This window comes from Muribaculum gordoncarteri (assembly GCF_004803695.1).
GTDB lineage: Bacteria > Bacteroidota > Bacteroidia > Bacteroidales > Muribaculaceae > Muribaculum > Muribaculum gordoncarteri.
Genome location: NZ_CP039393.1, coordinates 2,891,834 through 2,916,966, shown reverse-complemented (window position 1 = coordinate 2,916,966; position 25,133 = coordinate 2,891,834). Strand labels below are relative to the sequence as shown.

General features: G+C 51.3%; 21 protein-coding genes. 7 read left to right on the top strand and 14 right to left on the bottom strand.

Annotation, left to right across the window (positions count from 1 at the left end; all coding sequences use genetic code 11):
• Window positions 1–4: 4 nt before the first annotated feature.
• A complete protein-coding gene (locus tag E7746_RS12780) occupies window positions 5–1,558 on the top strand; it encodes a YifB family Mg chelatase-like AAA ATPase (protein WP_123394847.1) in 1,554 nt (517 codons plus the stop codon).
• A gap of 69 nt (window positions 1,559–1,627) precedes the next feature.
• On the top strand, window positions 1,628–2,506 hold the full coding sequence (locus E7746_RS12775; RefSeq protein WP_136411051.1) for a transposase: 879 nt from the start codon (window positions 1,628–1,630) through the stop codon (window positions 2,504–2,506).
• Here E7746_RS12775 and E7746_RS12770 read toward each other — a convergent pair.
• Window positions 2,503–3,186: a response regulator transcription factor gene (locus E7746_RS12770; RefSeq protein WP_136411050.1), complete on the bottom strand. Its 684-nt coding sequence runs from the start codon at window positions 3,184–3,186 to the stop codon at window positions 2,503–2,505. The two genes, E7746_RS12775 and E7746_RS12770, sit on opposite strands and share 4 nt — an antisense overlap.
• Window positions 3,183–4,664: a sensor histidine kinase gene (locus E7746_RS12765; RefSeq protein WP_123394850.1), complete on the bottom strand. Its 1,482-nt coding sequence runs from the start codon at window positions 4,662–4,664 to the stop codon at window positions 3,183–3,185. Before E7746_RS12765 ends, E7746_RS12770 begins: the two co-directional genes overlap by 4 nt.
• A 194-nt stretch (window positions 4,665–4,858) precedes the next feature.
• Between E7746_RS12765 and E7746_RS12760 the strand changes: the two genes are divergently transcribed.
• Window positions 4,859–5,713, top strand: coding sequence for a GLPGLI family protein (locus tag E7746_RS12760; RefSeq protein ID WP_238337211.1), 855 nt, complete (start codon window positions 4,859–4,861; stop codon window positions 5,711–5,713).
• Entirely contained in the window at window positions 5,710–8,265 is a 2,556-nt protein-coding gene (locus tag E7746_RS12755) for a carboxypeptidase-like regulatory domain-containing protein (protein ID WP_136411048.1), read from the top strand. The genes E7746_RS12760 and E7746_RS12755 overlap by 4 nt, the downstream gene beginning before the upstream one ends.
• Here the strand turns inward: E7746_RS12755 and queG are convergent.
• From queG to E7746_RS12720, 7 genes are all read right to left on the bottom strand, one after another.
• Window positions 8,250–9,188, bottom strand: a complete 939-nt coding sequence (queG, locus tag E7746_RS12750; protein ID WP_123394853.1) for a tRNA epoxyqueuosine(34) reductase QueG — start codon at window positions 9,186–9,188, stop codon at window positions 8,250–8,252. The two genes, E7746_RS12755 and queG, sit on opposite strands and share 16 nt — an antisense overlap.
• On the bottom strand, window positions 9,163–9,780 hold the full coding sequence (locus tag E7746_RS12745) for a polysaccharide deacetylase family protein (protein ID WP_123394854.1): 618 nt from the start codon (window positions 9,778–9,780) through the stop codon (window positions 9,163–9,165). Before E7746_RS12745 ends, queG begins: the two co-directional genes overlap by 26 nt.
• A 15-nt stretch (window positions 9,781–9,795) precedes the next feature.
• Entirely contained in the window at window positions 9,796–13,308 is a 3,513-nt protein-coding gene (locus E7746_RS12740) for a protein O-mannosyl-transferase family (protein ID WP_136411047.1), read from the bottom strand.
• A gap of 126 nt (window positions 13,309–13,434) precedes the next feature.
• Window positions 13,435–14,238 (bottom strand): hypothetical protein, encoded by an 804-nt coding sequence (locus tag E7746_RS12735; protein WP_136411046.1) that lies wholly within the window; start codon window positions 14,236–14,238, stop codon window positions 13,435–13,437.
• A 36-nt stretch (window positions 14,239–14,274) separates the two neighbouring features.
• On the bottom strand, window positions 14,275–14,724 hold the full coding sequence (locus E7746_RS12730; RefSeq protein WP_123394857.1) for an ExbD/TolR family protein: 450 nt from the start codon (window positions 14,722–14,724) through the stop codon (window positions 14,275–14,277).
• A gap of 14 nt (window positions 14,725–14,738) precedes the next feature.
• Window positions 14,739–15,542, bottom strand: coding sequence for a MotA/TolQ/ExbB proton channel family protein (locus E7746_RS12725; protein WP_136411045.1), 804 nt, complete (start codon window positions 15,540–15,542; stop codon window positions 14,739–14,741).
• 44 nt (window positions 15,543–15,586) lie between these two features.
• Window positions 15,587–16,300 carry a pyridoxine 5'-phosphate synthase gene (locus E7746_RS12720; RefSeq protein WP_136411044.1) on the bottom strand — a complete coding sequence of 238 codons (714 nt, stop codon included), beginning with the start codon at window positions 16,298–16,300 and terminating at the stop codon, window positions 15,587–15,589.
• Between the two features lie 134 nt (window positions 16,301–16,434).
• Here E7746_RS12720 and E7746_RS12715 point away from each other — a divergent pair, with 134 nt between their 5' ends.
• From E7746_RS12715 to E7746_RS12705, 3 genes are read left to right on the top strand one after another with little or no spacing between them, the layout of a single operon-like run.
• On the top strand, window positions 16,435–17,091 hold the full coding sequence (locus E7746_RS12715) for a CBS domain-containing protein (protein WP_168184389.1): 657 nt from the start codon (window positions 16,435–16,437) through the stop codon (window positions 17,089–17,091).
• A gap of 27 nt (window positions 17,092–17,118) precedes the next feature.
• Window positions 17,119–17,988, top strand: coding sequence for an NAD kinase (locus E7746_RS12710; protein WP_136411042.1), 870 nt, complete (start codon window positions 17,119–17,121; stop codon window positions 17,986–17,988).
• A complete protein-coding gene (locus E7746_RS12705; protein ID WP_136411041.1) occupies window positions 17,985–18,692 on the top strand; it encodes a YgjP-like metallopeptidase domain-containing protein in 708 nt (235 codons plus the stop codon). Before E7746_RS12710 ends, E7746_RS12705 begins: the two co-directional genes overlap by 4 nt.
• 2 nt (window positions 18,693–18,694) lie before the next feature.
• Here E7746_RS12705 and E7746_RS12700 read toward each other — a convergent pair whose 3' ends face one another.
• From E7746_RS12700 to E7746_RS12680, 5 genes are all read right to left on the bottom strand, one after another.
• Window positions 18,695–20,650: an ATP-binding protein gene (locus E7746_RS12700; RefSeq protein ID WP_168184388.1), complete on the bottom strand. Its 1,956-nt coding sequence runs from the start codon at window positions 20,648–20,650 to the stop codon at window positions 18,695–18,697.
• 274 nt (window positions 20,651–20,924) lie between these two features.
• Entirely contained in the window at window positions 20,925–22,325 is a 1,401-nt protein-coding gene (locus E7746_RS12695) for an ATP-dependent DNA helicase (protein WP_136411039.1), read from the bottom strand.
• 9 nt (window positions 22,326–22,334) lie between these two features.
• Window positions 22,335–23,279, bottom strand: coding sequence for a DMT family transporter (locus tag E7746_RS12690; RefSeq protein WP_136411038.1), 945 nt, complete (start codon window positions 23,277–23,279; stop codon window positions 22,335–22,337).
• A gap of 17 nt (window positions 23,280–23,296) precedes the next feature.
• The gene (gene cysS / locus E7746_RS12685) at window positions 23,297–24,787 is read right to left on the bottom strand and encodes a cysteine--tRNA ligase (protein WP_370640273.1); all 1,491 of its coding nucleotides are present in this window, start codon (window positions 24,785–24,787) and stop codon (window positions 23,297–23,299) included.
• Between the two features lie 32 nt (window positions 24,788–24,819).
• Window positions 24,820–25,131 carry a DUF3467 domain-containing protein gene (locus E7746_RS12680; protein WP_123394866.1) on the bottom strand — a complete coding sequence of 104 codons (312 nt, stop codon included), beginning with the start codon at window positions 25,129–25,131 and terminating at the stop codon, window positions 24,820–24,822.
• Window positions 25,132–25,133 lie beyond the last annotated feature (2 nt).

Sequence of the window (25,133 nt, the reverse complement as noted above, 5' to 3'; positions counted from 1 at the left end):
AAAAATGCTTGTAAAGACATACGGAGCCGCCGTTTACGGCATTGACGCTATAATCGTCACCATCGAGGTGTCGGTTGAGATAGGCGTGTCATTTAACCTTGTGGGCCTTCCCGATACTGCAGTTAAGGAGAGTTATCAGCGCGTGGTGGCCGCCATGCGTCACAGCGGGCGTGACTTTCCGCGGCGTTCGGTATTGGTGAACATGTCGCCTGCCGACGTGAAGAAAGAGGGTGCAGCCTATGACCTGCCCATTGCATTGGGAATATTGGCCGCCTCGGAGCAGATCAACGGTGACCGTCTGTCGCAATACATGATAATGGGGGAGCTGTCGCTTGACGGCAGCGTGTTGCCTATACGCGGGGCTCTGCCTATGGCCATAAAGGCGCGTGAGGCGGGATTCAAGGGCATGATTGTGCCCAAGGCCAATGTCACGGAGGCAGCCGTGGTCAACAATCTTGATGTGTACGGTGTCGACAATCTCACGCAGGTAATCGATTTTTTCAACGGCCTGCTGTCGGTTGAGCCTACGGTCATAAATACCCGCGAGGAGTTCAGCAAGGGAGTTGCCGACTTTGACTTCGATTTCTCGGAAGTCAAGGGGCAGCAACTTGTAAAGCGGGCATTTGAGGTGGCGTGTGCCGGCGGTCACAACATTCTGCTTGTGGGCGCTCCGGGTTCCGGAAAGTCGATGATGGCCAAGCGGTTGCCGTCGATAATGCCTCCGTTGTCGCTTCAGGAAGCTCTTGAAACCACCAAGATACACTCGGTTGCCGGCAAGCTTAAGCGTGGATCCATGCTTATGACGCAGCGTCCTTTCCGATCGCCTCATCACACAATATCGCCGGTGGCCCTTGTGGGCGGAGGTGCCAATCCCATGCCCGGAGAGATTTCCCTGGCTCATAACGGAGTGCTATTTCTTGACGAATTTCCCGAATTTTCACGACAGGTGCTTGAGGTGATGCGTCAGCCTCTTGAGGACAGGCACATATCGATATCACGCGCCAAGTATCAGGTCGACTATCCGGCGGGTTTCATGCTTGTGGCATCGATGAATCCATGCCCCTGCGGCTACTATAATCATCCCACAAAGGTGTGTGTATGTCCGCCCGGAGCGGTGCAGAAGTACTTGAATCGCATTTCGGGTCCCCTGCTCGACCGTATCGACATTCAGGTGGAGATAATGCCGGTTCCGTTCAAGGAGATGTCGTCGGACACGGCCGGTGAATCGAGTGCTTCGATAAGGGCGCGTGTCGTCAAAGCCCGTCATATTCAGCAGCTTCGTTTCAAGGATTGCAAGGGTGTTCATTGTAACGCACAGATGAACTCACGCCTACTTAAGACCTATGCCGCGCTTACCGATGAGTGCCTTGAGATATTGCGGCAGTCGATGGAACGCTTCGACATGAGTGCCCGCGCCTACGACCGCATCCTCAAGGTTGCACGCACAATCGCCGACCTCGACTCATCGCCCTCTATCCTTCCCTCCCACATCCGCGAGGCCGTCGGCTACCGCAGCCTTGACCGCTCGTCGTGGGGCGTCACCTCGCCGCTCCCGTGAGCCTCTTTTCAAGCAAGCGGAGACAGACAGGCGGAGGCAAGCCTCCTTCACATCAGACAAAAATCATCTATGGGCCGCTGCTATTTACATGATTATAAAGGAAGGTGCATTTATCACATAACCCTCAGTAAAGCCGGGGAAATTCCGGTCTTTGGCCATCTGTGCGGCCATTTCCCTGATTCGGTCATTGTGCGCAGCCGGCTGGGAGCGGTCATAGAGAAAAATATCCGGCGAATGGGCTCCTTCGACAGTGCCTTGCGGGTTCTTCAGTATTGCATAATGCCGGATCATGTCCACCTGCTGATTTTTGTAACCGCCCCTCTCAGCCGTCATCTCGGAGCCTATATAAGCATGCTGAAAGTGCGAATCCATCAGGATTACCGGCAGATTAGCGGAGAGGCGCTGACGGTTTTTGAAAAGGATTTTTATGATTGCATTCTTCGCCCCTCCCGGTCGCTCGACACTATATACCGGTACATTCGCGAAAATCCGCGGAGGATGGCGGTTCGGCGCGAGCATCCCGAATTTTTCAGGCGCGTCAACGCCCTGCGTATCGGCGACAGCACATATAACGCCTACGGTAACTTCCAGCTCCTCGACTGCCCGTTCAAGGAACAGGTAATTATCCACCGCAAAGACTCGCCTGAAACGCGCCGGCTCAACCGTGAGAAGTGGATTTACACCGGCTCCAACGGCGGAGTGCTTGTTTCGCCATTTATCTCGGCATCGGAGAAGACTATCCGTGACGAAGCCGAGAGTGTCGGCGCCCGCTTCATCCACATCGTCGGTCAACCTATGGAAGAGCGATATAAGCCCGCCGGTCGTGAGTTCCGGCTGTGCGAAGAAGGACGCCTCCTCATCATCTCGGCCGGACTTCCCGGTCCGCTGACACGCCCCGTGTGCCTCACCATGAATGCTCTCGCCAACCAAATTACTGAGGGTTGCTAAGCCGGCTTGATCTGCAGGATGTAGCCGCGTTTTTTAATGGAGATGATGGTGAGCAGGGGGTCGGTGATGTGTCGGCGCAGATAGGTTATCTGAACGTTGAGAGCCAATGAGTTGGAGTAGCTGGCATCGCCCCACACGCTTTCAAGTATTGTGTCGCGGTTGACAATGTGGTTGCTGTTGGCGGCAAGTATGTCGAGGATTTCGGCCTGTCGCACCGATATGGCCGTCGTTTCATTGTTGTAGGTGAGTGATGACTGCGACACGTTGAAGAGGGTGTTGCCAAGCTGATATATGCGCTCGTCGGCGATTGTGTCGTCGTTGAAGCGCTCCTCTATTTTGGCAATCAGCTCCTCGGGATAGAATGGCTTGGGTATATAGTCGTTGCCTTTGAGGCTGAATCCTTTCAATCGGTCGGCTTTTTCAGTGCGGTCGGTCAGGAAAAATATTATAGTGCGCTTGTCGTGCTCCCTTATCAGCGCGGCCAGCTCAAAACCGTTCATCTCGGGCATGTTTATGTCGAGCAGAATGAGGTCGGGTTTCTCCGATGAGTAGAGCTCCCATCCTACCCTGCCGTTGTTGGCATAGGTGACGCCGTAGTTTTCGGCTTCAAGAAACCGCTTCAGCAACATGGCGTTTTTGAGGTCGTCATCGACGAGCAATATGTTGAGTCGTTTGTTCATGCCTGAGGAATGGTGATGGTGAATGTCGAGCCTTGTCCGGGCTTGCTGCTCACGTTGATGGTGCCGTTATGTGCCTCTACGAGCATCTTTATGTAGGTAAGGCCGAGTCCCATGCCGGGTACATCGTTATGTGATGTCACGCGGTAATATTTGTCGAATATGCGGGATATATCCTTGGCCGATATTCCGAATCCGTTGTCGGTAACTGATATTGTCGCAATGTTGTCGGCAATGCGGTAGTCGATGTCTATCTCCACGTTGTCAGATGAATATTTTATGGAATTTTCGATAAGGTTGCTCATGATGTTTGACAGGTGTATGAAGTCGGCCTTTATCGTCACATCGTCATCGGGAATGATTTTTATGTCGACCGACTTATATGACGGCAGGTGGGTCTTGGCAATTACATCTTCAAGCATGTCACGCAGGCTGAACCTGGTTGCGTTCAGCGGAATCTGCTCCACTTTGTTGAATGTTATGTCACGCAGTTTTGTGAAATAGGCCGACAGGCTGTCGAGTGCGTCACGGCTGTCGGAGAGGATTTCATTGCGTGTTTCACTGTTTTCCAGCATGCGTTGGTTGTTGAGTCCCGAAACACACATCTTCAAGGTGGCTATGGGGCGTTTCAGCTCGTGAATCATCGTGCTTACGAAGTCGTTGCGCATCTTGTCGAGGCGGTTTTGCTTGAATATTGTGGATATTTGCCAGATAAGACACAATATTAGCAGCAGCGATATGATGGTGCTGAGAATCAACGTGTCCATCATTATTTTTATTACATTGGACACGGGAATGTCGTAGTCAATTATCACAACCTTCTTTTCAAGGGTGCTGAAGGGGCTCGTTATCCTGATGTGAGGCGATGTGAATGACTTTTGTTGTTCAAGCTTATTTTGCCACAGCATCGTGTCGAGAGTGGCAACCGTTATGTGGGCCGTTATATCCTCCCGTTGCAGCACCGAGTCCAGTCCCTCGGCCGTGAAAGGCGAATATACTTCAAGCTCAAAGTCCCTCATGGCATCCCATATATCCGACTCTTTCGGTGCGTTATTAACCTCGAATGTGCAATCGGTATAATCAAGATCTTTGATTTTATTTAATGCGATATTGTTGGCCTCCTCTTCTTGCTCTTTGGTCAATTGTCGGTTACGTGGAATCGAAAGCAGCTTGTGGGCATCAAAAACGTAGGTGGTTATGTGGGCTATTTTGCTATTTGGAGAGTCGTATTTGTTTATATCTCGGTTGTATGACAGAGAGTATCTTGTATTATATCTATAGTCACCGGGTGGGATGTTCTTGTTTTCACTTTGGTAATTTCGGTATGCTTTTATCGCAGTCATTATTTTTTCGTTAACGGCTGCACAATACTCCGTTATGGAGTACTCGTAGCGTGAGTTCAGCCAGTAGGCTTGCATACTCAGAAATGCGATGATTGATACTATCGTGATGATGTATATTATTTTGATGCGTCGTTCCATATAGGCAAATTTACGTATTGTCAATCGATTATGTGTGGTGTCGGAAGCCGTTTTTCGTGTGGAGTAATAATTTAGTAATAATTGTGCAATAATTGGATAAGGATTATTTTCGGTTGATAGGGGTTGCTCTTTGTTACTTTGCCTTCGGAAATTTAAAACAATTAAGAGTTATGATCAAACGAACGATTCTTTTTATGATTTTGTGTGCAATTACATTGCTGCCTGACATAGCCGATGCAAAGTTGCTGCACCGTCAGTTGAATATTCTTCAAAGCTGGGTGCCGGATTCAAAGACACTTGCAACCGACAACATGGAGTTTATCTATGACTTCTGCTATAAGGTCGACACGGTGGGCAACAACTTTGACATCCGCGACAAGATGATGCTTCAGATTTCTCCTGAGATGTCAAAGTTTTCAAGCTACACCAACATGAATGTCGATTCACTCATCAATACGATGTCACCCGATGAGATTGCTGCAAATGCTGAAAAGCTGGCCAACGGCATACCCATGATAATTTTGAAGGATTACACGGCGGGTAAATTCACCCATTCCGAGAAAATATGCCTCGACTGGTTCAAGTATGAGGAGCCTGCTCCGGAGTTTGAATGGGAGCTTGTCGACAGCGTTACCACCGTATTGGGTTATGAGTGCAAGGGTGCCCGATGCTCGTTCCGCGGCCGTGAATGGATAGTGTACTATTGTGTGGAGATACCTGTTATGGACGGGCCATGGAAATTTCACGGGCTTCCCGGACTGATTATGGCCGCCCACGATGCCAACAGGGAGTACGCATTTGAGTGCATAAGCATCAATTCACACTCGTCGCGTGACATAACGGTGTACGATGTTTCCTACAACAACACTACACGCAAGAAATTCTACGACACGCTGCATCGCTATGATACAAATCCTTTCAGCTATTATCAGACGACTACCGGCGGCTCCGTCACCGTGACCGACGAGGCCGGAAATCCCGATCTTACAGCTTTCGATCCCATGGAGCTGGATTACGATTATATAGAACGTGACTGGAGGGAGAAATGAAGCGTTATATCACTCTATTTCTGTCGACGCTATTGGGAATCGCCGTCATGACGGCTGCGCCTGAGATAATCAGGGGCACCGTCACCGACAGCGAAAGCGGAGAGCCGCTGCCCGGTGTTGTCGTGCAGTCGATAAATGAAGCGTCGAAGTCGGTGAGCTTTTCATCGACCAAGGCCGACGGGTCGTTTACGCTGAATGTCAAGAGCGGTGTGAGTGTGACATTTCGCTGCATGGGCTACGAAACGTTGTCGATGAAGGTGACCGACGACTTCGCGTCGGTGAAGATGTCGCCCAAGGCAACGCAGCTCCGCGATGTGATAATAAAGGCCCCCGACATATACCAGAAAGGCGATACGCTGGTCTACAATGTCGACAAGTTTGCCAAGCAGCAGGATGACGCCATAATAGATGTCATAAAGCGTCTGCCTGGAATAAAGGTTGACGACGACGGCACAATCGTGTATAACGGAAAGCCCATCAACAAATTCTACATCGACGGTAACGACTTCATCGGCGGCCAGTACGGGCTTGCGACAAATAATCTGTCGAAGGATGACGTGAAGTCGGTAGAGGTGCTTGAAAACCATCAACCCATAAAGGCCCTCGATGACATAGAGTTTTCCGATCAGGCGGGTATAAACCTCAAGCTAAAGGAGGATGCCAGGCAAAAGTGGGTGGGCGTAGCCCAGGGAGCCGCCGGATTTTCGCCGATGCTATATGACGCATCGCTTTTTACGATGCGCATTGCCTCCAAGATTCAGAATATGTTTACGCTTAAGGTCGACAATACCGGCTGGGACCCGTCGACACAGATAATCGAGCATGATTATGAGATGCTTTTTGACCGGAGTTACGACGCAAATATATGGAGCGACTACATATCGGCCGATGCCGTGAGCATTCCGCTTGCCGACAAGCGCACACGCGACAACCTGTCGATGCTTGCCAATGCCATAACTGCCTGGCGCACTGGCGACACATCGATGAGGCTTAAGCTCAATTATTCGGGCGATCGCCTCGATTACGGCTCGGGAGTGACTACCGATTATTTCAGCAGCGACATACCCGACTTCGTTCAGAACAAGTCGCTGTGCACATCAATCCATGATGTCACGGCGCAGCTCAACTCGGAGGTGAACAAGAGCGGATACTATCTGAAAAACAAGCTTGTGGCCGATGCCTTGTGGCGTAACTCCGACTCTGATGTGTCGGGCTCTTACAGCCTCGGGCAACGGGTGAAGCGTCGCACGCTGTCGGTTGTCGACGACCTTCGGCTTGTAAAGCGCAACGACAAACGGCTCATAACAGTGTCGTCGCGCAACTCGGTGAACCACAATCCGCAGGAGCTGAATGTGACGGGCGATGAGATTAACGCCGACCAATGGATACACACAACCGATGTGCGTAGCACCACCGAGGTGAAGTATGGACGCTTTTTCGGGCGATGGAAACTGTATACCTCGGGAGGTGTCGACTTGAACTACCACCGGCTTAAGTCGTCGCTTACGGGCCGGGAGTTGCCTGAGGAAGGTGACGGACACTATAATGCCTTTGTGTCGGGTATCTATGTCACGCCGCAGCTCGACTACGATTACAGGTCGTTCAACCTGTCGATTTGGCTGCCTGTCAAGTGGCGTCACTACAGTATAGCCGGCAATCGTGACTTTGTAGATGTGTCGCCGCGGGTGTGGGTGCGCAAGCAAATAGGGGCGAAATCGGAGTTTTCGGCTTCGGTGGCCTATGCAATGTCGTCGCCTTCAGCTGAAATGTTTGTCGACACGCCATTCATGCTCGACTCCCGCAATATCTATCGTGCGGTGGCTATGGAGCGTTATACCAACAGTTCGTCGGCCTCGCTAACCTACAACTACCGCAATCCGTTGTCGGCCTTTTTTGCCAACATATCGGGCTCGTTTCAGCTTAGTCGTGCGCCTTTTATGTCCAATCAGCTTTTTATGGGTGATTTTATAGTGTCGACCTACTCGCCTATGGCCTGCACAAGCCGCATCATGTCGCTTTCGGGCGGTCTTAGCAAGGGTATTGGTCACGGACGGCTTGTAGTGGGCATCGATGCCTCGACGAACCATGTCACATCGGCAACAATGCGCGAAGGTGGCAAGGTCCCGTACAAGCAATGGTTTGTGTCGGTGAATCCCTATGTAAAAGGCAACATCGTGCGATGGCTGTCGATGGCCTACGACATGCACGGACAGCACAACAGTTTCGCCGTCGAGGAAGAGCCGTCAAGTCACGTAAATTCGTTCAACCACTCGCTGTCGTTGACGGTGGTGCCTAATGATTACTGGATGTTTACAGCGGGATGTGAGCACTATTACACGCGGTTTGCCGAGGGCAATCACTCCAATCTGGTGCTGTTTGACGCATCGGTTGTGTGGCAGATTACCGGACGGACACGCTTATCGCTCACCGCATCCAATCTGCTTGATGAGCGCAGTTACCGTTACATGAGCTATGGCACATTGTCGCAAAGCGAATATGTCTACCGTATAAGGCCGCGCAACGTGTTGGCTTCGGTTCAGGTAAGATTTTGATTGTCGGGCGACAACCGGTTGAGGTTGCGCAACAGCCCTGAAAGTTTCGTGCGCTTTATGGCCGAGTGCCTGAACAGCGCATTGAAACGCTCGGGCGTTAGGTTGGCAATTTCGTCGCGGTCGAGGGCGAGAAATTCGGGTGACGGAGTGAAATCCTCAATTTCAGTGGGACGGCTCTTGCGGTTGTGGGGACACACTCTCTGGCAGGTGTCGCAGCCGTATATGCGGTTGCCGAGATCCACACTGTCGGGAAGCTCGCCGCGATACTCGATGGTGAGATAGGAGAGGCATCGTGACGCGTCGATGGTGCCGTCGCCTCTGATTGCTCCGGCAGGACATGCACGCTGACAAGCCCCACAGTCGCCACAACGCCTGTTACAAGGCTCTGTAGGCGTTATCTCGGCAGTGGTGAGGATTTCCCCAAGAAAGAAGTAGGAGCCGCGAGAGGGCAGGATAAGCAGCGAATTCAGCCCCTTGAATCCAAGGCCCGACTTTATGGCCCAATAACGCTCAAGCACCGGGGCGGTGTCGACACACACGCGTGTGGCCGCTCCGGTGAGCTGCGTCACATAATCGGCAAGGCGTGACAAGCGTTCGCGCACCACTTCGTGGTAGTCACGGCCGTAGGCGTAGTAGGCAAAACGCAGATTGTCGGGCTGCCTGAATTGTGCAGGATAGTAGTTGAATGCTGCTGTTATTATGCTTCGTGCTTCAGGAAGAATCAATCGCGGGTCGGCGCGAAGATCGGGATAACGTTCAAGATAGGACATGGTGCCGTGACATCCCTCGGCAATCCATTGACTATAGCGTGACATGGTTTCGGGGTCGACAGGCTCGGCCGCTGCGATGCCTATGTCGGTTATGCCGAGTCGGCGGGCCTCGTCGATGAGGTCGTCCTTACATATCGATGGCCCTGAACTCATAGCCCTGCTCCTTAAGCCACTCGATGGCGCGGGGCAGTGCGTAACGCAGGTTGCGCTCGGCCTTCAGTGAGTCGTGAAAAACAATAATGGAACCGTTGCGGGCAAAACGCTTTATGTTCTTCAGCACCTGCTCGCCGTTGAGTTTCTTGGAGTAGTCGCGTGACACAAGGTCATACATGATGATGTTGAAATGCTCCTTGATGACCTTGGCCTGTCCCCAGCGCATTATGCCGTGAGGCGGCCTGTAGAGGGGACTGTCGATGAGGTCGTCGGCCTCCTTGATGTTGCGGAGATAACGCGGTGTCTGCACCTTGAAACCTTGCAGATGGTTCATAGTGTGGTTGCCCCAGCTGTGTCCGCGCTTCTTTATCTCTTCAAGCAGATGCGGATTGCGCTTAACGTTATCGCCTACAAGGAAGAATGTTGCCTTTATACCGTAATAATCGAGGAGGTCCAATACCCAAGGAGTTACCTCGGGTATCGGGCCGTCGTCGAATGTAAGGTATACCACCTTGCGTTTCTTACGCTTTATGCGCCACACCGCTTCGGGAAACAGAATGCGGTAGAGCAATGGCGGTTGTTCGATAAACATGTATCAGTGACGCGTTTATAGATTCTCGTCAATTGATTGGGGAAGAGCCTCTTCGGCTGCGCGCAGATAGCGCGAGAAGTTGACTCCGCGAGCCTGAAGATCCTTCATCAACGACTCGGCATCGCCTCCGGCCTCGGCATATTGCTGAAGCAGCTGCAGATAGTAGGTGTCGTTGATGTAACGGTCGTCGCGCGGGAGCGTAGAGTACTGTGCGGGCGACAGGCTTTGGAAGTAGAGTATGTAGCCTGTATAGAGCTCTATCTCGTGCAACAGGATTTCCTGAGCTTTTTCAATGTCGTCCTTTCGATCCATGACAAGTCCGAGCCTGTCGTAGAGATCGGCAACCTGAGCGCCTATCTGTATGCCGTAGGGCGAGGTATATTCAGGGAGTTTCTCGGTCATGAGGTCGAGAACGTTCTGAGCCTTGGTGTAACGATCGACAATGAATTTGTGAATCTTTTCACGCTGAGCCTCATCCATCGACGCGCTGTCGTTGTTGAGATATATCTCGGCTCCCACTCCTTCGTTGTAGAGCGAGGTTGCAAGTCGTAGTATGGTGCTGCGGGTTGTCGTCACCATGCGCCTTACCGTTTCGTCGAGATATATGTCGTCGGCGCTCTTGGCTTTGTCGATGCCTCCCCAACGGAATTTGTTCACGACATTGTCATAGGCTTTGTCGGTGTTTACATCGATTGTGTAGCCGTCGAAGTCGTGGTTCTTTATCGGACCAACTTCGTAGGCCATTCCGGTCGAGCGCATGTAGGGCGACAAGTTGAGATAGTAGTCGTCGGGAATAGTCATCGCAAAGTAGATGGGTCGTTTCCATCCGTTTGCGGCATTGGTGGCGATCATGTCGAGTGATATGACATTGCTAAGCGAAAGTCCTCCGTCGGGCACATCGCTAAGATTCACATCAATGTATTCCTCAACAGCGGCTGCTTCATCTTCGCTCACCCTACCCTCCTTTACTACGGCTTCCTTGTCGACGGGAATGTACATGTTGGGGTAGCGGAACTCCGACAATCCCCATGAATTCTTGTTGGAATCATCGGAATAGAGAGCCTTCAACGCCGACAGGGCGTTTACCTTGGCGGTGTCGGGAGTGAGGAAGTAGTTGAATTGTCGCTTGTCGTGGGCATATTTGTCGGGCGTAGCCATCATGTCGATTGCCGCAGCGTCATAGGTCGGATACTTCATCTGGTTGACATACCAGTCGGTTGTCAGGTAGGAGAGGTTTACGACTCTTACATCGGTGCGGAATCCCTCGACTTCCTGGGCATACCACAAGGGGAATGTATCATTGTCGCCGTTGGTGAATATGATACCGTTTGGCTCGACGCTTGACAGGTAATTCATACCGAAGTCACGTGCCGCATATCGTCCCGAACGGTCGTGGTCGTCCCAAGTCTGCGACACCATCTGTAACGGAACAATCAAGCCTATAAGGCATGCAATCGACACGGCTATTATGCCGGTGCGGCGCTGTGAGGGAGTTTCCTCCGAATCAACAGTCGAAGCCGCCGGACGCTTTTTCTTGGATTCAACGGCGTTGACAATCAGTCGCCATATACCGGCGACTCCCATGCCCACCCATATTGCAAATGCGTAGAACGATCCGGCAAATGCGTAGTCACGCTCACGGGGCTGGTTGGGTGTCTGGTTCAGGTAAAGCACGATGGCTATTCCGGTCATGAAGAAGAGGAATGCAACCACCCAGAATTGCTCGATGCCACGCTTTGAAGTGAATGACTGCCAGCCGATTCCTATTATACCGAGCAGAAGCGGCAGCATATAGAACACGTTGTGTCCCTTGTTGCCCTTGCCGAGGGGTTCGGGAAGCAGCGACTGGTCGCCGAGGCGGGGATTGTCGATGAAGGGGATGCCCGATATCCAGTTACCGTGGGTCACCTCACCGTTACCCTGTATGTCGTTCTGTCGTCCTGCAAAGTTCCACAGGAAGTAACGCCAGTACATGTGGTTGAGCTGGTAGTTGAAGAAGAACTGAAGGTTTTCCAGGAATGTAGGCTTTATGCGGGTCTGCTGATTGCCGGGATAGGGATTTCCGTTCTGGTCGACAGCGGTTGTCACCGTAACGGGCTTGCCCTTCATTCCGGTCCAGTCCTTGTAGGCGCCTGCATATTTTCCGTCATACATTCGCGGGAATAGCATGTTGAGCTCGGGAGTCATGACATACTCACTCTTGTGACCGATCACTTCGTAACGGTCGGGGTCGTCGGGCGATGTCTTTACGCTCTTGCCGTAGAGTACCTTACCCTCTTCCTTCATGGCCTTGGGCTGGCCTGAGGCATCGACTTCGTAGACTATGCCCGAATTGAATGTGTTGCCGTAAAGCAGCGGACGGTCGCCATACTGCTCTCGGTTAAGATAGGAGCTGAGGTCGAATACGTTGTCGGGCGCATTCTGATTCATGGGCGTGTTGGCCGATGAACGTATGAGCAGCAACGCATAGGAGGAGTAGCCGATGAAGATTACCGTTATGCTCAACAATATCACATTGAAGATGCGCACGGGTATCTTCTTGAGATAGACAAACAGGTAGTAGAGCAAAGCGCCGAGCAGCACTACGGGAATCAACCACCCGTCGCCGATGAAGGTTATACCCGACAGGAATACCGCAAGGAAGAATGATAGCTTCATCAGCTTCTCATTGCGCTGACGGTAAAGCTCATAGACAGCCCATATCATCATGCCCAATGCAATGATGGTGTAGGCCAATGCTCCGCTGTTGTAGCCCATTCCGAATACGTTGACAAACAACAGCTCGCAATACTGTGCCATCTCGATGAATCCGGGAACGAGTCCGTAGAGAATCAGTGCCACGATTACAAACGACACGAGCAGTGCAATGAGCGAGCCCTTGCCGTCGGGGTTCTTGAATTTCTTATAGTAGAACACAAGCACGATTGCCGGAATACAGAGCAGGTTGAGCAGGTGCACGGCAATCGATATGCCGATTACGTAGGCAATGAGTACGAGGTAACGGTCGCTGTGAGGCTGGTCGGCCCTGTTTTCCCACTTGAGGATGAGCCAAAACACCAAGGCGGTACAGAACGATGAAAAGGCGTAAACCTCACCCTCTACGGCCGAGAACCAGAAGGTGTCGCTCCAAGTATATACAAGCGCACCGCATACACCTGAACCGAATATGGCAAGCATCTGGGTGAGTGACACCTTTGTCGCATCATCATTGACAATCAGCCTCTTGACAAGGTGGGTGATGGTCCAGAAGAGCAACAGGATGGTGCCTGCGCTCAATAACGCCGACATTGTGTTGACTGCTATTGCCACATGCTGGGCGTCGGGTGCGAAGTTGACGAAGAATCGTGCGGCAAGCATGAATATCGGGTTGCCCGGCGGGTGTCCGATTTCAAGTTTATAACCTTGTGATATGAATTCTGGGCAGTCCCAGTAGCTCGCGGTGGGCTCGAGTGTGAGCAGATAGGTGACGGCTGCGATTACAAACATCAGCCATCCGAGCGAGTTGTTTAGTATGCGATATTGTTTCATCCGTTAGGGAAAAATGTGACAATAAAGGCCTGTCAGCCAAAATAAACACGCAAAGATAAGTATTTATCTCGGTATAATGCCGCTTCGGAGGGTGTAAATGTGAATATCGTGATTTAACTTTAACGATTATTCAAAGTTCCATGTGATGATGCCCACCTGTTCGGCCTGGGCGTCGAGGTCGACCGAGAACCGTGAGTTGCGCGATGCCTCGATGCAGCTTCGGCGAGTGGCGCTGTTGGCTGCCGCCGGTCCGCTACCTCCCACATAGGTGGGATTGCCAACCACCCTACCCTGTCGGTTGACGCTTACGCGTATGCGTATCGTTCCGCTGAGCGTACTGCTCGGGCGGCCCCATGACTCGGCCGTGCGGCCCTTGAGGTTGTGTCCCGGCATTCCGCTCACAGCCCCGGTTGTCGAGTTTCCGTTGGGCGAGCCGGTCTTGCCTGAGCCTTTCTTTCCTGAGAAGCCGCTTTTGAGTCGGTCGCTTATCTTGGATTGCTTTTCGGCGCGTTCTTTCTCGCGCTTAACCCGCTCACGTTCGGCAAGTTCCTCTTTTGTGGGGCCTGTTGGTGCGGGTTTCGGTTTCGCCTGCTCCTTCATCGGCGATTCCTGCTGGCTTGTTGTCAACGGAGCAGCTTCGTCGGATGGCAGTCCTTCGTTGGTCATGTCCTGACCCGAATGCGACGGGGCGTTCACCGCTTCGGCGGGTGCCGGTGTGTTGTCGGTCTGTGCCACTTCCTGCTGGATGTCGCCCAACATCACATATTCTCCTCCGAATACGATTTCGCTTGTGTCCTCGGGAGGCCAGCGGCGTTCTTCGGCCTCTCCGCTATAATGCAAGTAGACCAGGAGCAGTATAGCCGCGACGATTATGTGAAACACGGCTGTTCCGACTCCGGCTATGATGCGATCTTTCTGTGATTGTTTCATCGTGCGTGAGAGGTGTTGTTGTTTTGAGCGTTATATTTATTGAAGCGGTTGCGGGTTTGCGGCCGCTGACGGTGTAGTTTGTGTAGGTTTGGTGGCAAGCACCATCTTGAGGTTGTTGCGGGCTCCCATGTCAAGAACCTCAACAATCTTTCCGTAGGGTACCTCTTCGTCGGCGTATATGGCAATGAAGCTTTCGGGCTCGCTCTTCTGGGCAAGCTGGAGGAATGCCAACAGAGCTTCAGGCTCGATAGCCTGAGGCTCCTCGTCGCCAAATGATGCGTAGAGCCGATGCTCCTTGTCGATATACACCCTTGTGCCGGGTTTGATGGCTGTCTGCTCGGAGCTTTGGGGCAGATTCACTTCAAGAGCCGTAGGGAAAACGAATGTGGAAGTGACCATGAAGAAGATGAGCAGAAGGAAGATGACATCGGTCATTGATGCCATCGAAAACATCGCCATCATGTCGTGGGGTCGTCTAAGTGCCATGACTGGTTGCGTTTTTATTGGGCCGGCTCGTTGAGCAAATCCATGAATTCCATAGTCTTACCCTCAAGAAGCTTCATGACGCCGTTGATGCGTGACACAAGGTAGTTGTAGGCAAACAGAGCGATAATACCTACCACAAGACCTGCTACGGTAGTGACAAGCGCTTCATAGATACCTCCGGCAAGTACGCCGATATTGGCGGCCGAGCCTGCGCTTGCAAGCGAGAAGAATGCCTCGACCATACCTATTACCGTTCCGAGGAATCCGAGCATGGGCGCTCCCGCAGCGGTTGTTGCGAGCCAGGGCAGTCCTTTTCCGAGATTGGCTATCTCAAGGTTGCCGGTGTTCTCGATTGCTACAAGCACATCGTTCATCGGGCGTCCTATTCGGCTTATGCCCTTTAATATCAGTCGGGCGTAGGGCGAACCGTTCTTCTTGCAAAGATTTTTCGCGCTCTCGATCTCGCCCTCATGGATGTAGTCCTTTATGCGCTTCATGAACGATGCGTCTTCGCGGTTGGCGCGGCGCAGTACGATATAGCGTTCAATGAATATGTATATGCATATTATGGAAAGGAGGGCCAACGGAATCATTATGAATCCACCTTTAAGACACAATTCCCACACTGAAAGCTCAACGGGCTCGGGAGCCGGAATGCTCTCCACCACTTCGGCAGTCGTGGTTACGGTGTCGGTCAGCGTGTCGGGTACTTGGGCTTTAATAATGCCTGTTACGGTCGATGCGCTATTTGCAACCGTGGATATGATGTGGGTTGCAGCATCGAATACCTGTGAGATAAGCGAGTTTAGGGTTGACATGAAATATATTTATTGTGATGAATTCTTGTAGAGGATTTGTTATCTCAGGCAAGGCACTCCTTGTATTGCCTGATTGTTTCTTTCAGTCCGAGATAGAGGGCATCGGAAATCAGCGCATGTCCTATCGACACTTCGTTGAGAAACGGTACACGCTCGTGGAAGAACTTCAGGTTGGCGAGGCTGAGGTCGTGACCTGCATTTACGCCAAGACCTGCCTTGTGGGCTGCGCGGCTTGCTTCGACGAAGGGAGCCACCGCTTTTTCGGGATTGGTGGGATACAAGTCGGCATAGGGCTTGGTGTACAGCTCCACGCGGTCGGCGCCTGTGGCTGCGGCGTTTTTTATGTTTTCAATATCGGTGTCCACGAATATCGATGAACGTATTCCGGCATCACGAAGGCGATCGACTATGTCAGTCAGGAATTCCATGTTTTCCTTTACGTTCCATCCTGCGCTTGACGTTATTGCATCGGGAGCATCGGGTACAAGGGTCACTTGTTCGGGTTTCACTTTTAGAACGAGATCCAAGAACTCCGGAGAAGGATATCCCTCAATGTTGAATTCAGTTTTAACAAGCGGGCGTAGGGCAAATACATCGTCATGACGGATGTGACGCTCGTCGGGGCGCGGATGTACGGTTATACCGTTGGCTCCGAATGATTCGCAATCAATAGCAACTTGCTCCACGTTAGGCACATTCTCACCTCTTGCATTTCGCAAGGTGGCTATTTTGTTGATATTTACACTTAAATTAGTCATCTTTTTTACCTCTAATAGTAGTAAAGTGTTGTTATTATTAAAAGCTTACTTTAGTGTGGAATAAAATTCTTATATTTGTAAGCTAAAAATAGCGACTACAAAAGTAATCAGAATAAATAAGAAAGCGAAAAGTTTTGACAGCAAAAGACGCCATATCGACACAAATTGTACCTTTACGCTCGGCTACTACCTATAGAGAGGGTCTTGAAGAGATGCGTAACGCAGGCCGTCACATTCTCCCGGTGGTTGACGACGGGGTGTATATAGGCTTGGTTAGCGACTCGGCACCGCTTTATGCTATGGAGAGTGTAGGCGATGCGGTCACCGTTATGAAGCCGGTAATTGCGTCCACCCCAATGCCGCTGCTGTTGTGGCGAATGGTCGATGAGCAGGCTTCGATATTCCCTGTTGTCGACGACCTTACCGGCGATTACATAGGAGCTGTCGACCGAGAGTCGATTATCAGGTCGGTAGCGCGGCTTTTCCCTCAGGTTGATGAATCCACTGAATTGACCATAACCTGTCGTCCGAGCCAATACAGTGCATCGGCCATAGCGCATGCCGTTGAGGATGCCGACGCGCATCTGCTTAATCTTAATGTTACAGCCGGCACGGCACCCGACAGCCCCACGACAGTGCAGTTGCGTGTCAACCACAGTCGCGGAGAGTCGGTGGCACGCTCGCTTCAGCGTTACGGATATGACACGGTTGAAATGGGCGGCACGCCGGGACTTGTAAATTCGGATCTTGCCGAGAGGGTGAACGCCTTGTTGCACTATCTGGAGGTGTGACATAAGAATTAAACGGATATTGATGTTATGAGAATAGCGGTTTACGGCAACAGTTACCAGGAAGAGCATCTTGAAGAGCTTTCGGCGCTTTTTGAGTTGCTGTCGACGCATAATGCCTGGGTTGAGATTGAGGCTTCGTTCTACCGTTATCTGTGTAAGGTGTTGCCTACGCCTCCAAAAATAAACGATGTGATAGAGGGCGACGATTTTTCGGCCGCCATTGCCTTAAGCCTCGGCGGTGACGGAACTTTCCTGCGCACCGCGCAATGGGTGGGGAAAAAGGAGATTCCGATATTGGGAATAAACACCGGGCATCTGGGATATCTTGCCGATGTGAGAATAAGCGATGTGGGCAAATGCCTTGAATGCGTATTCAACGGAAACCACCGCATAGATTCACGCACGATGATTGAGGTCGATTGTGCTGAAACCGATGTTGACGGATGGCCTTACGCACTTAATGAGGTGGCCATTCTGAAGCAGGATACATCGTCGATGATCGACATGGAGGCCCGAATAGGCGATGTATTGCTCGCCAATTACCGGGGCGACGGATTGATAGTATCGACACCTACCGGTTCGACCGGTTATAATCTGTCGGTGGGCGGACCGATATTGGAGCCTTCGGCACCTGTGTGGGCCATATCGCCCATTGCCGCCCATTCGTTGACCATGAGGCCGCTTGTTGTCAGCGATGACAGCGTGTTTTCGGTCACGACACATTCACGGTCGGATGCCTATCGACTGAGTCTTGACGGTCGTTCGGTGAGCCTTGCCGCCGGAACAACCGTGACGATGAGGCGTGCGCCTTTCGTGACAAAAGTTATTCAAAGCCAGGACCACCATTTTTCCGACACGTTGCGCGACAAATTGCTTTGGGGCATTGACAAAAGATGAGTGAGGCAAAGCTTGTCGAATTTCCCGATTTGGGAACGGTGAGAATAGCGTTTCGCAACAACACGTCACGCATCAGTGCGCGATGGAAGGACGGCATTGTGAGTGTATCGGCTCCTGCGGGGATGGATTTCAATGAAATTTTGAGGACAATAGAGCGTTTTACGCCACGACTTATGTCGTTGCGCAAGGATGTCACTTACCGTGAAGGAGTCATGGAATTTGAAGGTATAACCTTTGAAATCAGGCGACAAAGCGTTTGCCCCGGAAAGGTGCTTGGCTCGATAATGATGCCGAGGGCCTTTATTGAGGTGGGTGTGTCGCTCGACATGGACGACATCGATGTGAAGCGTGCCATAAGCAGGATTATGTGCCGCATTGCACTGAAGGTTGCCGACAAGGTGTTGCTGCCCGGAGCCCGCAAGCTGGCTGCGGAACTGAATCGCCGCCCGGCGGAGTGGGGAATAATGCGAGGACATTCCACGCTGGGCCGCTGCAGCGGTTCAGGCGTTATACATCTGAGTTACGTGCTTGTGTTCATGCCTCAGGAGCTGCGTGACTACATAGTGTGTCACGAGCTCGCGCATCTTGAGGAGATGTCACACTCCAAGCGCTTCCATGCGATATGTGACAAACTTTGTTCGGGGCGTGCCGCCGAGCTTGAACGCAAGCTCAAAGCTTACCGATGGCCTATAATCAAGATGTAGGCTTAGACAATGGGATGGATGAACAGGAATCGGGCTCCGTTGCGGTAGTTGGGGTCGATGCACACTTCACCGTTAACCATGTTGGCTATAAGTCGGCATATATGCAATCCGAGTCCTGAGCCTTGTGAGAAGTTGTTGACTTTCTCAAATCGGTTGAATATCATCTTCATCTTGTCGGCCGGGATGCCTATTCCCGTATCGGTAACCGAGAATACCACCTGTTTATTTTCCTTGTCTACTTTGTATCCCAAAGTTATCGAGCCCCGAGATGTAAATTTTGTGGCATTTTTGAGAAGGTTTATGAGAACTTGCTCGACACGGGCGGCATCGGTGTTGAGAACGAAGTCTTTATCGCCTTCGTTTTCAAACTTCATGATTACTCCGGGGTTGGCGAGGTGCTCGACCACGCTTATGGCTATCGAACATATTTGCTGTAGCGATGTGGGTTTGGGGTCAAGCTTAATTGTTCCCGTTTCCATTCCGGCGGTATCAAGCACATCGTTTATGAGCGTGAGAATCATTTCGTTGTTGATCATGATTATGTCGGAATAGCGTTCCATGTCGCCTCGATATTTTTCGGGTATGCTGTCGACAATAAGTTGCGAGAATCCTATGACGGCGCTCAACGGGGTGCGGATTTCGTGACGCATGTTTCTGATGAACTGGGTTTTCATCTTGTTGGCGCTCTCGGCCTGGTTGCGGGCCTCGATTAGCTCCTGTTGCGCCGTGATGAGGTTTTCCTGTTCCCGTTGCAGCTTTTCGCGTGATTTTTCGAGATTCTTGGCAAGTCGTCTTGTCCTGAGATATAGCCATATAGCTATTACGAGCATTACCAGCAGGATGATACCCGCTGTAATGACGACGCGCAGTAGCTTGCGGTTGGACTCCAGTTCGGAGTTTCGCATCTCAAGTTCAAGCTCGACATTGCGGTTGCGCAGCTCGTTTATGTCAAATTTTATCTGAAGTTCCTTGTATATTTCGGCGGCTTTCAGCTTGTTGTACTCTTCAAGCTGCTTGTTGTAGGCCATTGTGGCTTCAAGGAGTGACTCCTTGTCGTTTATCGCGCCGGCAGCCTCCATCATCAGCTTGAGGAATTGACGCCTATGCTGTGCGTTGACGGGATTGTCGATCTGCTTTTTCAACAGATGCAGGGCTTCCTTGTAGCGCTTTGTCGCCATAAGATAGTATATGGTGCTGCGCTGATTGTGCATGATGTCGTTTCTGATGGTCGAATTGCGGCGTGATATCGCGTTTATCTGATTGTTGTAGTCCTCGATCTCTTCGGGCGAGAGCACCGAGTAGTTGCTGAGCATGCGACGATAAACGTTATAGTAGTTTGCGTCGTAATTCCTGTAGCGTCGTCCTTGACTGTGATAACGTTTTTCAAGTTCTTTGACAATCTTCAGCTGCTCCTTATCGGCGGCTATAGCCTGAACATACTGGTTATTGGCTGTGTATATCGGCCCCATCTGCGAATAGTACATATTGCGTAGCGGGTTATATTCCTGGGGCAGTCGATTGATGAGGTTTATTAGCTTGTTGGCATAGTCGACATATAGCTCACCGTGGGTTGTGGTTCCAAGATATATGCATAGGTTGAAGAGTTGGCGTATGCGGTCGTACAGGTCGTTGCTGGGTTCTTCGTTGTATTCTTTCATAAGCTCGCGCAGTCGGTACTGGCGCTCGGCTTCGGTTGCGTTGCTTGCTTGTTTGGCGTTAAGCGCTATTTCAAGAAAAAGTTTTGTCATTTTCTTGTCATCGCTCTCAGGAACGAGTTCGGTTTCGGCTATTAGCACTTTGTGCATCGAATCGGACGGTGCGATCAGATATAGGTTTGAGAGATTACGAAGTATGTCAAGCTGTACATCGTAGAGCTTGTTTGCCTTGGCAAATTCGTAAAGTTCATTACCTATTTCCTTTTGATCCTTGCGTGGTGTAATGTCGAATATATTATACATTATGTTCAGACTGTCGGCAACGGTTTTTGACCGGGATAGTTCACGCTGCAGACTGTCACGAACAGATATAGGTGCTGATAATAGATGGTTGATGTTCGTCATCAGTAGTGTGACGAACAAAAATAGCTTTAATCGGGACATTATGTCATGTTAGGTTAATATTGCAAAAATAGGGATTTTTGTGAAAAGCGTAGTATAAAAACGATTAAAACAGACCATCAATTAACCAAATTGTAATCTTGGTTAGCGAAAAATAGATTTGATTATAACACAATCAGATTATTTCAACCGTAGGGCTAAGCAGGTATAGATTGGAGGTGGCGCGTGTCACGGCAGTGTACAGCCAACGGTAGAAGTCGATTCCCATAGCTTCGGGAGGAATGTAGCTCATGTCGACAAAAACATTGCTCCATTGTCCGCCCTGCGCCTTGTGACATGTCACGGCGTAGGCATACTTCACCTGTATTGCATTGAAGTAGGGGCTCTTCAAGGCGTTGGCGGCTCGTGTTGCTGCCGATTGCTCGCTGTCGTCGGGGTCGGCGACTATGCTTTCGTAGAGTTTCATCATCACCTCGCGGCTCATTGAAGCGTCGTCCGACACAAGAGTGTCGAGCATAATCTTACAGTCGAGAGTTATTTCACGGTCGGGGAGAAGTAATCGCACATCGGCAAACCGGTGACCGTAGCGTGACTCGGTGGAATAGATTTTTTCAACCATTGCCACATCGCCGTTGGCAATGAAGTCGAGTCCCTTTATCTTCTTGCTCCAGTAGTAGTTGTTTTTGGCGACAAGAAGCAGCTCCTCGGATGTAAGCTCCTCTTCGCTGTAGAAGATGCGTGAGCGTATTGCGAGATTAAACTCGGTGGCGCGTTTGTTGGAGCGTGTTATCAATATGGATTGTGACACACCGTCACGTGCATAGGCTTCGTTTATCATGTCCTCAAGCTCTTCACCGTCAACCACGTTTACATCACTAAATGGTGTTACGGTGAGCTTTGGCGGGGGCAGGGGATCCTTTTTCATAGCCCGTCTAAGCCATGTGGCGTTATATAGGATTCCGGAGTCGGATGCCTGCCTGACGGTTGCAGTGAGCACCGCACGATTGACTCTCAACCCGAGCGACCGCAGCTGCTTAACGCTCATGGCAGGACTCTCCTCGCATCCTACAGGAGGCAGCTGGGCGGTGTCGCCGAGTAGAATCAGTCGGCAGTTGATGCCTGAATAGACATAGTGTACAAGGTTTTCAAGAAGATTGCCCGATGAGCTGTCGTCGCCTATCATGGATGCTTCGTCGACGATGAATACGACATTTGTCGAGTTGTTACGTGCCTGACGGAGCACACGTGCCGATGTGATGTCGTTGCCTCCTACACTGTAAATACGCCTGTGTATCGTGTAGGAGGGGTGCTTGGCAAATGCGCCGAGCACCTTGGCGGCGCGTCCCGTAGGCGCGAGTAGCACGGTGCCTATGCCCACCGAATTGAGTGTGCGTACAAGTGCGGCACATAACGATGTTTTTCCCGTGCCGGCATAACCGTTGAGCAGGAATACGGTGTCGGAAGGTGTGCGTGACGAGCAGAATCGTGACAACGCCGCTATCACCTCGACTTGCTGTGAAGTGGGGGTGTAGGGCAATGAGCTCACGACAAGCTCGGCAAACTGCATCGTATCCATCGTGCGGGTCTATTGTTTTGCCGGTTGCGGCTTGTCGGTCGTGGAGCGCGTAACGAAAGCCACGCCTATGAATATCAGCGCCGTTGCGGTGATTTTGGTCAATCCGAAAGCTGCGATTCCTATTGCTGTTGCAAGCAGGGCCGAGAATACCGGCTGGAAATAGGTGTACATGCTCACTACCGTAGGCTTAAGCAAACGCTGGGAGTAGGGTATGAGCAGATAGGCGATGAATGATGCGAAAATGATGATGTAGGCCATCGACCACCACACGAAAGGCGGCAGCGAGGTGTAGTCGACCTCCATAAGCCACGGTAGACAACAGGGCACGTAGGTGACGGCCGAGAACCAGAACATCCACTTCATCATGGTCCATGGCGAGTAGCGGCTTATGATGTCCTTGAATATAACGTAGTACAACGCTGCGCAGAATTGGGCGGCAAGGCACAGGATGTCGCCGAGTACGGGGTTGGTCGAGCCATGGGAGCTGTCGCTGTCCGACAACACGAGCATCAACGCACCTCCAAGGCCCACGGCCACACCGGCAGCCTTCATCCATGTTATGGGCATTCCTATGAGTATTGCCGCAAGAATCATGGTGAAAATAGGCGTGATGGTGCACATGACGGTGGCGTCGATGGGTGATGTGAGGCCTACACCCATGATGTAAAGCCCTTGGTTGCAGGCAATCATCAGGATGGATGCGAGAAACAGCTTCATGTAGTCGCCTCGCATTATTTTCTCCTTCTTTACAATGGACGACGGCAATATCATGTCCATGATGAAGAAAACCAAAGCTCCCCCGGCGATTCTTATCGCCGAGAGAGCAACCGGGCTGACCAGCCCTGTAAGCAGTATGGTCTTGGAGATTGGGGCCATTATACCCCACACCATATTGGCAAACAACATTGCCAGATGTCCTTTCCAAGCTCCGTTGTCGGATAGTGTACGAGTCATTTTTCAGTTATGAATCGCTATTTTTTGAGACTCCATTCGTAGCCGTCCTTGGTGTCCTTGATGTCAAAACCTATTTCAGAGAGGCGATTGCGTATAAGGTCGCTTGTTGCCCAATCCTTCGACGCTTTAGCCTTGGCGCGGATGTCGAGAAGTAGTCCCACAGCATCCTCAAAGGGCTTCAGAGCCTCGCCTGATGACGCTCCGTTGCCGAGAATGTCGGTGCGTATGCCGAGAATGTTGATCAGGAATATGTCAAAGAGCTCCTTCAGTTCCTTGATGTCGTCGGCTGTAGCGGTGGCCTTTCCGTCGTTGACTTGATTTATGAGTCGGCAAGCCTCAAACAGGTGTGCGATTACAATAGGAGTGTTGAGGTCGTCGTCCATTGCCTCGTAGCATTTTGCACGAAGATCCTTTACATCGATTGTCGATGTTTCCGACGGCGTGAGTTCGTAGAGTCGTCGCCATCCCTCAAGCATTCGGTTAAGAGCTTTCTCCGATGCCTGGAGCGCTTCGTTAGAGAAGTCGAGAGTGCTTCGGTATTGTGCCTGCAGGATGAAGAAGCGTATGGTCATGGGAGAGTAGGGCTGTTCAAGCGACGGATGCGAACCGGTGAAGAACTCATCGAGTGTGATGAAGTTGCCGAGTGATTTGCCCATCTTCTGTCCGTTGATGGTAATCATGTTGTTGTGCATCCAGTAGTGTACGGTTTCCTTGCCGTTGTGAGCCACCGACTGAGCTATCTCACATTCGTGATGGGGGAACATCAGGTCCATGCCGCCTCCGTGTATGTCAAATGTTTCACCGAGATACTTTTCGCCCATGGTCGAACATTCGAGGTGCCAGCCGGGGAATCCCTCGCTCCAGGGCGAAGGCCAGTGCATTATGTGTTCGGGCGCTGCCTTTTTCCAAAGGGCGAAATCGGCCGGATTGTGCTTCTCCTGCTGACCGTCAAGCGCACGTGTGGTGGCGAGCAGCTCGTCAATGTTGCGTCCCGAAAGTTTGCCGTAATGGTGGTCGCGATTGTACTTTGGGACATCGAAATATACCGAACCTTCGCTGATGTAGGCATATCCGCTGTCAAGAATCTTCTTGATATATTCAATCTGTTCGATAATGTGACCCGATGCGTGAGGCTCGATTGACGGCGGCAATACGTTCAGGTCGTCCATGGCCTTGTGGTAGCGGTTGAGATAGTGCTGTACCACTTCCATGGGCTCGAGCTGTTCAAGTCGAGCTTTCTTGGCAATCTTGTCCTCGCCTTCGTCGGCATCGTGTTCAAGATGACCCACATCGGTTATATTGCGCACGTAACGCACCTTGTAGCCGAGATGGTTGAGGTAACGGTAAAGGATGTCGAATGTTATTGCAGGGCGTGCGTGACCGAGATGTCCGTCACCGTAGACGGTTGGGCCGCATACATACATTCCCACTCTTCCTTCGTGTATGGGGACGAAACGTTCCTTGCGGCGTGACAGTGAGTTATATAAAGAAAGATAATTTTCGATCATAGTCGTAATTTTTGTGAGTTACTTTTTTATTATCAAGCTTTGAAGGGATTGGGCAGGTCGCCGTTGTTGCCCATAGGACGGCGAGGCTCGATTACGCCGAAGGTCTTCTCATACAGTTCGACATTCTCACGCAGGGCAAAAAGCAGCTGCTTGGCATTTTCGGGAGTCATGATTATGCGGCTCTGCACCTTGGCTTGCGGCATGTTTGGCGCAAGCGCGATGAAGTCCATGAAAAATTCGTTGGGCGAATGTACTATCATTGCGAGATTGGCGTAGTGACCGTTTGCCACTTCGGGGGTAAGCTCTATCTTAATCTCGTTCTTTTTTCCGTTGTTGTTATCCATAT